Annotated in this window: 8 protein-coding genes; 2 read left to right on the forward strand and 6 right to left on the reverse strand. The window is 61.1% G+C overall.

The window, feature by feature from the left end:
• Nucleotides 1-30: 30 nt before the first annotated feature.
• On the reverse strand, nt 31-2,001 hold the full coding sequence (locus ACFMO7_RS14540; RefSeq protein WP_376796211.1) for a serine/threonine-protein kinase: 1,971 nt from the start codon (nt 1,999-2,001) through the stop codon (nt 31-33).
• Between the two features lie 90 nt (nt 2,002-2,091).
• Nucleotides 2,092-4,125, reverse strand: coding sequence for a DUF790 family protein (locus ACFMO7_RS14545; RefSeq protein WP_376796212.1), 2,034 nt, complete (start codon nt 4,123-4,125; stop codon nt 2,092-2,094).
• 488 nt (nt 4,126-4,613) lie between these two features.
• On the opposite strand from ACFMO7_RS14545, the gene ACFMO7_RS14550 reads away from it, so the two are divergent.
• Together ACFMO7_RS14550 and ACFMO7_RS14555 are read left to right on the forward strand one after the other, a co-directional pair.
• Entirely contained in the window at nt 4,614-4,862 is a 249-nt protein-coding gene (locus ACFMO7_RS14550) for a MerR family DNA-binding transcriptional regulator (RefSeq protein WP_376796276.1), read from the forward strand.
• 1,555 nt (nt 4,863-6,417) lie between these two features.
• Nucleotides 6,418-8,637 (forward strand): serine/threonine protein kinase, encoded by a 2,220-nt coding sequence (locus ACFMO7_RS14555; RefSeq protein ID WP_376796213.1) that lies wholly within the window; start codon nt 6,418-6,420, stop codon nt 8,635-8,637.
• Nucleotides 8,638-8,836: 199 nt separating this feature from the next.
• Here ACFMO7_RS14555 and ACFMO7_RS14560 read toward each other — a convergent pair whose 3' ends face one another.
• From ACFMO7_RS14560 to rnc, 4 genes are all read right to left on the reverse strand, one after another.
• On the reverse strand, nt 8,837-10,246 hold the full coding sequence (locus ACFMO7_RS14560; RefSeq protein ID WP_376796214.1) for a DEAD/DEAH box helicase: 1,410 nt from the start codon (nt 10,244-10,246) through the stop codon (nt 8,837-8,839).
• 82 nt (nt 10,247-10,328) lie between these two features.
• A complete protein-coding gene (gene meaB / locus ACFMO7_RS14565; RefSeq protein WP_376796215.1) occupies nt 10,329-11,285 on the reverse strand; it encodes a methylmalonyl Co-A mutase-associated GTPase MeaB in 957 nt (318 codons plus the stop codon).
• A gap of 7 nt (nt 11,286-11,292) precedes the next feature.
• The gene (locus ACFMO7_RS14570; protein WP_376796216.1) at nt 11,293-11,715 is read right to left on the reverse strand and encodes a cobalamin B12-binding domain-containing protein; all 423 of its coding nucleotides are present in this window, start codon (nt 11,713-11,715) and stop codon (nt 11,293-11,295) included.
• A 290-nt stretch (nt 11,716-12,005) separates the two neighbouring features.
• On the reverse strand, nt 12,006-12,728 hold the full coding sequence (rnc, locus tag ACFMO7_RS14575; RefSeq protein ID WP_376796217.1) for a ribonuclease III: 723 nt from the start codon (nt 12,726-12,728) through the stop codon (nt 12,006-12,008).
• Nucleotides 12,729-12,974: the final 246 nt, after the last annotated feature.

The following is a 12,974-nucleotide window of genomic DNA, read 5'->3' on the forward strand; positions in this document are numbered from 1 at the left end:
GAGGGGGGAAGAGCACGGACGGCGCCAGTTTCAGCGGTTGTGCTGGGTGATCCGCAGGTAGAGATAGGCATCGAGCAAGCCGCGCAGGGTACCAATCAGGGCCAGCAGGGCCGCCCAAAGCAGCAAGGCGATCCAGACGGGATTGAACTGGGCAAAGAACCAGCTCCCTCGTGCGACGAGTAGCCCCCAGGCCGCGGCCAACAGGAAGGCGGCCACAAACATGAAGAGGCCGGCACAGGCCGCCGTACGTATGAAGGAGGCCGTTGAGAGCCTGCGCGTCTCGATGGCTACCACCGCTCCTGGCGTTGGGGCGGCCACAAGCGCGATGAGCAGCAAACCAAGCATATTGAGCAGATGAGAGGGGAAGAGGTGCTGAGCCGAGGTGGCCAGAGTCAGGATCAAGATGATAGTGAGGGGCAGAAGTCCGGTAAGAGCCGCCTCGGCAGCGGCCCGCCAGTGAACAGGGGCGACTTCAACCTGGTCATGGGCCACGTCAACTTGACCAAGCTGACGCACAGCGTAGATGTTGCTGCCCAAGAGCAGAATATAGGCCAACAGCGGCAACCAGGGGGCAGTGGTGTTGGTCAGGCCGACCAGGAGCGTCGCCCCCCCCAGGGCTACCAGGGAGGTCAGGCCACTACGACGGATGGCTCCGCCGACGTTGCGCAGCGAGCAGCGGGTGACACCGCAGAATCCGAGAGCTGCCAGAGCCAGCAGGTTGACCCCTGTGGCCAGTAAGACTCCTAGATCGGCGAGCAGAACCCCCTTGCCGCTGCTGAGGGCATAGAGCAGGGCCAGGATTGGAAACTGAGCCACCAACGTGATCAGCATCTGGCTATAGTAGAAGAGGCGCCGCCCCTCGTGAAAGATCGGAGCTGGCTCCGTCTCCTCGTCTGGCGAAACGGACGAGATCAACTGCTCCTGAGCCTGCTGCTGCGAAGGCCACTCCCAGGGTTGTGGCCCTTGTTGCCAGGGGGCCTTGCCGGCCAGAGCCGGGCCAGCGGTGCCCGCCCTGCCAACCTGGCCGGCCCCCACAGCCTCACTGACGGCTTCTCGCACCGGCTCGGCAACGGTCAGATCGCTGTTGTCGGCATTGCCAGCGATGCGCAATACGCCTGAGGCGGGGGTGGGGATCGCCCCAAGCACAGCGCTGCGCAGGGCGGCGGCCAGCTCCAGCGCGCTCTGATAGCGATCTTCGGGACGCTTGGCCAGGGCCTTGAGAACAACTTCCTCAACCGCCGGTGGCAGGTCAGGACGCTTTTGGCGCGGCAGAGGAACCGGCTCGCTCAGGTGCTTGTTCATGACGATAAAAGGAGTGGTGCCAGTAAAGGGGACTTCCCCCGTTAAGAGTTCGTAGAGCACCACCCCCATCGAATAGATGTCAGAGCGATGGTCAACCTCGCTGGTACTAACCTGTTCGGGCGAGGCATACTCGACGGTTCCGAGGAAGTCGCCTATGGCGGTCAGGGCCGGCAAGGCTTCCAGGCGCACAATGCCAAAATCACTTAGGAGCAGGCGCCCATCAAGGTGGAAGAGCAGGTTCGCTGGCTTGACATCCCGGTGGACAATGCCGAAGTTGTGGGCATAATTGAGGGCGTCGGCGAGCTGGCTCATGTAGCTCACGATGATGCGCAGGTCAAAATGCCGACCCTCGCGTTTCATTTCATCAATGCGATCGCGCAGGGTTCCCCCCCGCATGTAGGGCATGACCAGGTAGGCCAGGCGCTCGTTGCCTACCAGCGCTTCATCGTACTCGTAGATGGGGAGGATGTTTTTATGTTCTAGGCGAGCAACGGTATCGGCCTCTCGCCGGAAGCGCTCTAAGAAATTGCGCTGCTCCTCGGGATCGTAGCTAAGAGAAGGAATCAGCACTTTGACAGCTACTGTGCGCACAGGTCGTGACTGTTGCGCCAGAAAAACAGCCCCCATGCCGCCACGTCCAATGATCCGCTCTAGTGTACATGTGCCAAGCGTCACGCCTAGAAGCTCATTGACGTCCATTCTCTATCCTTAATAAGAAGCGTTCCCTTGTTGCTTTTTCTTACTGTCTATCAAGCCGAGAACCGAGACGATGGTGCCGCTGGGCCTTACTCAGGCCCAGAGATCAGGCTGAGCCGCCTCCTGAGAGGGAGACGAGCGACGTTCTTTGTCCGGACGCGTAGCAGGTCGAAGGCGCGGCTTGCGCTCGCGGGCGGGCCGCTCCTCCGGGGCGGGGGCCGCGACTGGTAGAGGTTCCCCATGGGAGATTCCACCTCCGGTCGCATCCTCCCTTGCGCTTCCATAGCTGACCTGCGTCTCAAAGATAGAGCCGTGCTCAACCTTCACTCCTGCAATCTCTTCGAGCAGGGCCTCCAGAGCTGCCTCATCACAGCCCGCCAGGCATGACCACTGCCGGCGTAGCTCAGCCGCTACAGCGCTCCAGGCCGTTGGGCCACGTTCTTCTATCCACTTTACGAATGAGGAAGCAAAGCGTTCAAACCACTCCCGTGTATAGAGACCAACGCCGGGGAGAAAGTGCAGGCTTTGATCGCTGATAGCCGCTGCCGCCTGTTCTAATTCCGCCCGGCGGTAGCAACGCAGCAGGGCATAGCAGTCACGCTCAGGGATGAAGCCCCGGCGACGGATCTGCTGCCGTATTGCCTCGCTGTCAAGGAGGGCCAGGCGCGCGCTAAAGTCATCGTAGCGGCTGCGGAGCAGATGCAACAGATCGCCAAGAGCTATCTGGCCTTCGTAGCTGAGAATGGGAAAGATCCCCTCGAGGGGTGCAAAGGCCGCCCGGGCCTCGCGTGGTACGAGTAGAACGATGTCGCTACGTCCCTGCAACTGTTGCAATTTCTGTATTTTACGTTCCCGATAGGCAGGTGTCCAGAAACCGAGGATCTCGATGTAAACGCGCTGTTGCTCACGTGAAAGAGCGAAATCAGGAATAAAGATGCCCTCTCGCAACAGGAGCGGCTCAGGCTCACGCTCCAGACGCCAGCCCTCCAGTCCCTGCCCGGGAGCACGTTCAAGAGCCTGAAAGGCGGCGGCGAAGGCACTTTCTAGCTCGCTGTCAAAGAGAGCCTCCTCCGCCTCGACAGGCCGTGCTGCCTGGGTGGCCCCCTGCTCCTCCGGCAGGGTGAGCAGGGAGAGCAAGGCGGCGTCCAGGGGCAGGTGATAGGCCCGTTCTCCGAGATAGACCAGGGCTTCGGCGGCCACGATAGCTCTGCGCAGGCGCTCGCCGCTGCGCCTTCTCCGAGGTGTCCCCGCCGACGGCGCGTATTCCAGAAGCCTGCGGCAGAGACGCGCCAGCCGCTGACCATACTGCTGAGGCAGGCCAGTTATTTCTTGAGGCCCATAACAGGTCAAACGCAAGTGCCTGGGTGGTCCCGCCTCGGGGAGAGGGAGAGGTTCCCCAGCCAGTTCGTCGGCGTAGTCCAGATCGTAATAGACGCCGAGACGGCGGGCTAGATAGCAGAAGCGCTTGATGACGGCCCCTATGCCCACCAGTTCGTTGCCGTTCAGGGCCTGGCAGTCAAGCAGAAAAGTCACGCGGGCGGCGCTGGAGAGGGCCGCCTCAAAGATGGCCTGATTGTAATGGGCCAGAATGACGGCGGGTTGGGGTACGCTCTCGCTGAGGCGCACCAGGCAGGCTTCGTCTTCACTATCAAGAACAAGCAGCCGCTCTAGCTCGGAGAGCGAGAGAGAGAAACGAGCCGCGAAGGCCGTCAGGGCCGCCGAACGCTCGCTGCCGGTCAGGAAACCGTCGTAGCTGCTGTTGACATAGTCGAAAAGGGCAAGACGGAGCTGCACGGGGGAGGAGATGCCCGCTTGCTGGAGAGCCAGCAAGGCTTGTTCGCCAGCGGCGAAGCGCTTCAGTTCGTCGCTCCAGGCCGGCTGTAGCCAGGTGTACCAGGTCCCAAGGACGGCGCTGAGACTATCAGCGAGACGGTAGTCACCAATGCAGGCACGGGCATCGTCCAGAGAAAAGGCTCGCCGCGGCTGCCCAAGGAGTCCTTCATAGTAGGCGAGCAGGCGCGCGATCTCAGGGCCTAACTCACCCGGCTGCAGCCAGTGCAGCGCCAGATAGCGCTCGCCGCCGCGACGGTAGACCTGTTTCTTGACATCTTGTAGACTGAGACGCACACACGATCTCCCTAACTTCTCGCCCCCGTCGTTCTTAAACGGACAGAGGCATTATATCGCAAAGAACCAGCACTGCCTAGCAGTGATCTGCCGGCTGAGAGCAAGCTGCCAGGCAAGGTAAAAGCGGGTCAACCAGCCTACCCTCTTCCCTCTTGGATGAGGGTATGAGGCACATCGGGCTGCTTTCCAGAAGAGGGCAAGACAAAAATATTATTATGATCGATAACAACGTTCCTATCCAAAAGAATTTTGTCGTGAAGGTTGTAAAGAAGCTGACCCAGAGACATTGGTATGATCTCATTGCATGGTTGTCCCGCATCTGGTATAGTACTCACGGGAAGACCATGGCTGGGCAGTGGGCTGGCTGGCGGCAACTCTCGCCTGCGAGCGCTCCGCTTGAGTGGGGAGGGTGGCCAGGGCTGTCCTCACAAAAAGGGACCGATAACTGCTAAATAAAACCTGGGTATATTTTAGATATTTTTACTCATATTGTCTGGAATTCGGATACGAAGGATTCGCTCGGAACAGCAGCTAAAGAACTGGGAGTGCCGCCAGAGATGCTGCACCGCTGGGAAGCGGAAGGAAAGGTTCGGATGGAGCGGACGCCGGGCGGGTGTCGCCGCGCTGGTATGAGGCGGCCAGCCTTCGCGGGTGGTCTTGCAAGAAACCGGGACGGGAAAAGCAGATCTCTCTCGCCTGCGTCCGGGTACCCCGCCACGACCAGCGAGCGGATTTGAAGACGCAGCCAGAGATGCTGGAGGCCTTTTGCGTCGCGAAGGGCGACAGTACGAAGTGATTTGCGACCTGGGTTCTGGACTGACCTCCCACAAATGGGGTTTCCGGGACTCACCCGCCGGATCTGTCCGGGCAAAGTGGTCGGCTCCCTCGCTTCAGGTCGGAGTTGGAGTTCCCGCTCTGCAAGCGCTTCGGCACGGCGGGGGTCATCATCAACTGCCCAGAAAGTGGCGACCTTCTGGGAAGAGCTGGTGCCTGATGGGCCGAAGATCATCATGCAGACAGTCCATTCGCCGGTGGTGAAAAACGCGGCCCCGCGCCTCAGCGGTGCTCTCCGCTCCGGGCATGCCAGAAGGGCTGCCACGGCGGGCGAGTCAACTGGTCAAAGCTCCGGTCGTGGAAGCGGAAAGTGGCTCTTGTTGTTGGTCGTATGACGAGCCGTGGAAGGGATCCCGATTGGATGGCCGCGATCTGACCCTGCCGCTGGGGATCTACTAGATGAAGTGACGGGCAAACGGAATCAAGTTCCTGCGTCCACCCGACCGGAGGAACTCTTGCCCGCTTAGTTCGATCCGGGCGAGGTTCGCCAGCGTCGGATTGTGCGAGCAGGACGGCTGTTCCCCGTCGTCGCGGTGGGGCGGGCCGTTCCTTCGCGATGGTCAGTGAGGTGGGTCATTGCCCTTGACCTAAACCACCAGAACCTCAGCCTATGGAGCGGGGACCAGCAGGTGGCGACGGCGACCCAGGACTCGCGGTTTCTCAAGACCCTGGACCACAGGATTGACGAAGTGAAGTCCCGGTGGGACCAGCGCCGGAGGAAGTCGATACAGGTGGTGAGGGAACAGGGGAGGGAGGGGGTGTGGCTGCCGTCTCAGCGATGGCCAAGCGGAACAGGCCAGACGGCAGGAAAAACTATGGCGTGGTCTTCGTTTCGTGGGAGGTTACGCGTCACACGGTAGAGGAATCAGCCGGGGGATGCGCCGGGCGATGAACAACCAATTGCTCATCTGATGGTTCAAGGAGACCCCGTTCTGGGGCGAGTGAGGGTCTGGCCCGATCCGGTCGAGGGAGGTTTTACGGCACATGGGATGAGGTTGCTTCGGCCCAGACCGGTCACGGTTGTGAGCATGGCTGCTGAATGGGATGGCTCCCGAGGTACGGAAGTGGACCTGTCCGGAAGGTAGGCGCGTCATCTCCAGGACAAGAAGACGGCGATGAACAGCCTGGCGCAAGTGCTGAAGAGACTTAAGGTGCCCTACTTGGGCTATCTGGCTCTCCAGATGGCCACATGGATCGGGTGGGCCTGGCGGTTCGAGAGTCCTGGCCGATCTTTGATGCCGCGATCGTTGGCGGGCGGGTGAGCGAGCGATAGGTCATAGGTCGCCGGCTGCCAGGAAGTCAAATGAGGGATAGGACAGTCCTGAACCCGAACCCGAATCTTGCGCGAAGTGAGATTTAGGCAGATGTGGGAGAGCGGCAGTGTCAATCGTGTTCTCTCTCAGGGAGAGAGCAGACGCATTGTAGGACGACCACCATCCTGAACAGAGGGGGGTTGCTATGAGCACCATCCCGCGCCGCATTGGCAAATATGGATTACAGCAGCAACTGGGCAGTGGCAGCCTGGGCGAGGTCTGGATGGCCTACGACCTTGAGCGCAACCAGGTGGTAGCGCTGAAGCTGTTCCACAGCGATCTCCAGGCCGATCCCAATTTCCTGGCGCGCTTCCAGCAGGCTGGCCAGATGCTGAGCGCCCTGCACCATCCCAACATCGTTTCGCTGCTCGGCTTCGAGGTGCTCCGTCTGCCGGAGACGAACAGCACGACGGCCTGCATGGCGATGGAGTATGTGGAAGGGGAGACACTGGCTGACTATATCCAGCATACGTTGCGTAAGGGTCTTTTTCCGCCCATTTCCGCGCTCGTCTATCTCTTCAAGGCGCTTGGTGCCGCCCTGGATTACGCTCATCAGCAGGGCATCATTCACGGTGGCCTGAAACCCTCCAATATTCTGCTGGATCAGCGCCACGCCTTGCACAGCAAAATCGGCGAGCCACGCATCAGCGATTTCGGCCTCGCGACGCTTTTTAAGGGGACGAGCAGCTTGCAGAGCGCCCTCTATATCTCTCCCGAGCAGGCTCGTGGCCAGCCCCCCACCGAGCGTAGCGATATTTACTCCCTGGGCGTCATCCTATATGAGCTGTGCACTGGGGTGCAGCCTTTCCGCAGTGAGAGCGCGGTCGCGCTGATGATGCAGCATATTAATGTGCTGCCTACTCCCCCCATCCTGATTAATTCCAGCATTCCGCCGGGACTTTCGGAGGTCATTTTGCGCGCCATTGCCAAGGACCCGGCGACGCGCTTCCGCAGCGCTTCCGCTCTGGCTGAGGCGGTGGCTGAAGCCTGTGCGGCGCTGCCTACCGGCCAGCTCTCGCTAGGCGACGAGTTCCTGCGCGACGGTCACGGCATGGAGGAGACAGCCAGCACCTTCTCCGGCCCGCTCCCTGCCACCACCGCTCAGACGACGCGGCGCCTCCCGGTGGTGACTCCCGAGAGCGGCGCGGCTCCAAGCACGCCCTTGCCGGCCCAGGCCCCCGCTCGCTTTCCTCAGCCTCTCCCACCCCTTCCTTCTCCGTCCGCTCTGCCGCCAGCAACAACGGCGGTCTTACCGGCTGTCTCATCCCGAGGACGCGGCAAGGACTTTCCTCTCAGCTACGCCATCATTAGCGGGGTTGTGCTCTGCATCATTATTCTGGGCGCCAGCTTCGCCAGCCTCTGGCCCCGCCAGAATCAGCCGAACAGCCGGCCAGCGACAGCCCCGAGCGTGCCCGGCTACGTCTTCTTCCAGGACGACGCCCTGGGGCGTGCCGATGTGCTGCGCATCGAGATCTCGGGCCTCTCTACGCCGGCAGCCAACCAGGCCTACTACGCCTGGATGCAGGCCAGCGGCTCCCGCGTCCTTCCTCTCGGCAAGCTGGCGGTCGCCAACGGCAAAGCGACGCTGGTCTACCCAGGCGATGCTCAGCACACCAATCTGCTCTCGCTTGCCGTGGGTTTCTTTATTACTCTGGAGGATGGTCAGCAGCAGCCCCAGACGCCCGCTGGCCCCAAGGTCTACGCGGGAAGCCTGAACAGCGCCGCTCTTCCCTACCTGCAGCACCTGCTCTATCAGGCTCCTGGCCTCCCTGAGAAGGTCGGTATTGCTGTGGAGATGTTCGAGACGATCAAGTCCATTAACGAGAAGGCTGGCAGTATCGTCGATGATTTGCAAGGTCCCCACGACTATGGCCTGGCCTGGCGTCAGGCAAACCGCATTATCACGATGATCGACGGCACGGCCTACGCTCACAGCAGCGGCGACCTCCCCGCTAATCAGCCCGCCCTGCTCCAGATCCCCATCGGTCTGATCTCCTCGCCTTCTACACCAGGCTATCTGGATATGATGGCCAGCGAGATCAGCCACATCCAGGAGGTTGCCGGCCAGGATAGGACTCTCCTGCAGCATATCCAGCATATCAATAACGCTTTGGGCGACCTGCGCCAGTGGGTAGCGAATATGCGCACCTATAGCGCTAAGCTGGCACAGACTCCTCCCGAGCAACTAGGCAGTCAGAGCGCGCTCGACCTGGCGCTGCAGTTGAAGAAAGCGGCGGCGGATTCCTACACCGGACGGGTGATTCCTCCAAACGACCAGCCCACGCTCGACGCTGGCTCGGCAGGGATGTATCAGGCTTACGTCGAGTGCCAGTATCTGGCCGCGGTTCCTCTGCAGAAGGTCTGACAGCCACAGCCAGGGCCAGGCAGGTCATCCTTTGGTTTGGTTAGCTGGAGGGGTGGCCTGATCCGCGCCAACCAGGGGAGACCTTGCCCAGGGGCCAGAAAGGAGAGAGCTATCCCCTGGCCCGCTCAGGTCCTGGTTGGAAGGAAGGCAGGGAGAGATACGGGTCACGCACGCTGCCTATGGCTCTCTCGACTGGAGATCAGGAGCGCCGTCGGCGGGCTATTTCCTCTTCAGTGGTGCCACTGGTGACCAGCTCGTAGAGGAGAGCCTGCCCTTCTTTGGGCCGCAGGACCCGACCCAGACGCTGGATATACTCCCGTCTGGTGCTGTTGCCGCTGACAATAATGGCTATGCGACAGTCGGGAAGGTCGACACCCTCGTTGAGCACTCGCCCGGTAACAAGCTTGGTGTATTGCCGAGAGCGGAAACGCTCTAGAATGAGCTGCCGCTCCTCGGCGGGGGTCTTGTAGGTAATACTGGGCAGACAGAAGCGCCGGCTGATTTCGTCGACGACCTGGTTGTATTCGGAGAAGAGAATGACCTGATCGCAGGCGTGGCGCTTGAGCAGGTGCTCGATCTGCTCGTACTTGGCGGCGGCATTGAGAGCGATGTGACGCGCCTCTCGCCAGGCTCGCATGGCGGCTCGGGCCTCTTTGTCGCGAGCGCTCAGGAAGATGAGCTTCTGCTGAAAATCTTCGGGCGAGCGAATGGCGATCCTTCTGCGCCGGAGGAAGGCGCGATAGATGGCCCTCTGCTCGGCATAGCGCTGCTGGTCCTCGGGAGGGAGGGTTACCTCGATACGGATCTCTTGATAGTGGGCCAGATAGCGGCCTGCCGTTAGCTCCTCTGGGCTGCGCCGATAGACCTCGGGACCGATGAGCGCTTCCAGCTCCAGGTGGGCCATGTCGCTGCGCTCCGGAGTGGCGCTCAGGCCGAGACGGAAAGGAGTGAAGGCGCTGAGAGCGATCTGCCGATAGGTTGGGGCAGGCAGGTGATGGCATTCGTCGAAGATGAGCAGTCCAAAGCGCCGCAGCTCCAGAGGATAGAGGGCCGCAGAGTCATAGGTGATGATCGTGATCGGCTGCAGATCTTTGTCGCCCCCTCCAAAGAGGCCGATGGCCTGCGGTGCCAGTTGCAGCATGGAGGCCAGCGCTAGCCGCCATTGCTGCAGCAGGTCAATGGTGGGGACAACCACCAGCGTCCAGAGCCGGAGGGCATCGATGGCCAGGGCCGCTACCAGCGTTTTGCCCGCCCCCGTCGGCAGAACGACAACACCTGCTCCTTCGGCAGCCAGCCAGCGCTCCAGGGCCTCTTGCTGGTAGGGTCGCGCCTCTACTGTGAGCGCGGGGAGAAAGGGCAGGGCCGGACGCTCCTCAAAAGCGACCTGAAAAGGGATACCCTGCAGACTCAGCGCCCGCTTGACGGCGGTGAGATGGATAGGCAGGGTACGCAGGAAGCCGTGACGACGATCACGCGCGAGCTGGGCCGCCACTCGCTCCGGCAGGTGCGACCCAAAAAGGCGCCTCCGAAGCTCATCCAGGGAGATGGCCTCCCAGCCAGCAGGAGGCAGCAGCACAAGATCGCGCCCGCGCAGATCGATGATAACCATAGATGCTCTCCTCGCTCTTACCCTTTCTCCCGTCTAGAATGGCTCTCTCTTCCCTTTGCCTGGAGTCGCCTGAGGCGAACGCTCACCCAGGAAGGCCCAGGCGCGCCTCCAGCTCGCGCGCGACGCTATAGGGGTCGCGTTCCCGCTCGTTAACCTCGCTCAGCAAGCGCTGCCACTCGTCAGAACTGACCCGCTCTTCAAGGTGCTGCAGTACTTTTTGGACGATCAGCGCCTCGATCTCGCTGCGGATCTGACGTCGGGCGCGCTGTTGAAGCAGGCCACTGTCCTGCAGAAAGTGGCGATGACGCTCCAGGGCCTCTACAAGCTGGTCAATACCCTCGCCTTTGAGGGCGCTTGTTAAGATGATCGGGATGCGCCAGGCCGCCGTACGACGGTCAGGGGCCAGACTCAAGAGCATGGCCAGCTCGGCGGCAGTCTGGTTGGCGCCCGGCTTGTCTTTCTTGCTGACGACGAACAGATCGGCGATTTCGAGGATGCCAGCCTTGAGGGCCTGGACCTCGTCGCCAAGGCCCGGCGCGCAGACTACCATGACACTATGGGCAGCACGCATGATTTCAACCTCGGCCTGGCCTGTGCCGACGGTCTCGATGAGAATCGGATCAAACCCGGCAGCATCCATAGCCCGCACAACATCGCGCGTGGCAGCAGAGAGGCCACCGAGGCTTCCGCGACTGGCCATGCTGCGAATGAAGACCCCAGGGTCGCCAGCCAGCTCCATCATGCGAATGCGGTCGCCGAGCAGGGCGCCGCCAGAAAAGGGACTGGTGGGATCAACGGCGATCACGGCCACACGCCGCCCGCGACGGCGAAATTCGCGTGCGAGCTGCGTCACAAGGGTGCTTTTGCCGACACCGGGCGCCCCGGTGATGCCAACAATGTGGGCGCGTCCAGCGTGCCGATGCAGCTCCGCCAGGCAATCGCGTGCGCCAGGCACCCCATTTTCGATCAGGGTCACCATTCGCGCCAACGCCCGCCGGTCGCCGTTCAGTAGACGCTCGATCAGATTCTGGTTTTGCAAGCCGCACCTACACCTCTACCTGGAGACGCTCAGGATCGATATTTTCACGCACGAATTGAATGATCTGCTCAATGGGAGTACCCGGACCAAAACAGCCCTTGATACCCATAGCTTTGATGGCGGGAATATCCTCATCGGGCAGGATCCCCCCAGCGGCCACCAGCACATCGGTAACGCCGTTCTGCTTCAGAAGCTCCATGATGCGAGGGAAAAGGGCCATATGGGCGCCGGAGAGGATGCTCAGGAGGATGGCATCGACATCTTCCTGAATGGCGGCCTCGACGATCATCTCTGGTGTCTGACGAATGCCCGTATAGATTACTTCCATGCCTGCATCGCGCAGGGCACGGGCAATGACTTTTGCGCCACGGTCATGCCCATCCAGTCCTGGTTTGGCAACCAACACGCGAATGGGACGAGTTGCAGCCATAAGGTGACTCCTTTGTCCAACCTCGCTGAAACCTGTGCCTGTTGCTCTGCTCGCTCGGTCCAGGCCCACAAGAACAGCCCTGACCGGAAGGGAACCAGACGGTCATCGGAGAGCACAGGCGGCCTGCTCAGGCATACCTGCTTGAGCGAGCACTACCATTCTACAATGGGACCCCGACCCCTGCAAGCAACCCCCTTGCTTCGCTCATCCGCGAGAAGGTCCCCTCCCCGCTCTTTCTCTCTAAGGTGTCGTAGCTTCAGTACCAGGATGCCAGTGGAGGAAGGCTTGCTTCAGGAGGGAGCTTCGGGAGTTGCTCCTTGCTGGAGGGCACGCAGAGCATCAAGAGCGGCCAGGCGTCCCGCTTCCTTGATACTGGAAGCCGTGCCGACGCCGAGCAGAAGATCGTGCTCGAAGACTCCAACCGTGAAGGTGCGATCGTTCCGGCTCCCTCCCTCCTGCAGCACGCGATAGCGGGGAAGGCAGCCAGAGCGCTGGAGGAGGATGTTCTGAAGGCGCCCTTTGGGGTTGCTGTTGAAAAGCTGCTTGTGGACATCCTTGACCACGGGAAGAATCCAGCGGGCCACGAATTGACGCGCAACTTCCGGCCCCTGGTCGATGTGGATGGCCCCCACCAGGGCTTCCAGGACATCGGTACACAGGGAATCGCGCGAGCGCTCATTAAAGGTGCGCAGGCTGGCGGTATCGACACGCACAAAGTCAAAGAGGCCAAGCTGGCGCCCAATACGCGAGAGCACGCGCCGGCTGACCACCTCCGACTTGAGCGAGGTCATTTCTCCTTCGGAGGCCTCCGGAAAGTTGCGATAAATATATTCGACGACGTGAGCGCTAATGATCGCATCGCCGAGAAATTCCAGCGTGTCGTACGAGTCGCGGATGGCCGTCTCAGGACAGCAAGAATGATGCGTCAGTGCGCGCTCTAGCAATCGTCGATCGTGAAAGGTAATCTGTAATCGGGCTTCCAGTTCTGCAAGATCGCTAGCGCTCTCCTCCATACAGTATTATTATAGCCTACCCGAGCGGCAGGCGTCGAGCCTCCCCCCGTGGGCGCGGACAGGGCCTTCCGTCAGCCGCTCTGCGGCAAGGTCAGCCAGGCCGCCCGTCTCTTGACACCCCGTGGCAATCATTGGACAATGAAACCTGACCAGGGGCAAAGCAGATCTCTTTTTCTCTCGCTTCACCGCGCTCTTTCCCGCCGTGTTTGCGTATCCATACAGTAGATAGAAGAAGAACGAGAAGAA

Source organism: Thermogemmatispora sp., from assembly GCF_042408735.1.
GTDB lineage: Bacteria > Chloroflexota > Ktedonobacteria > Ktedonobacterales > Ktedonobacteraceae > Thermogemmatispora.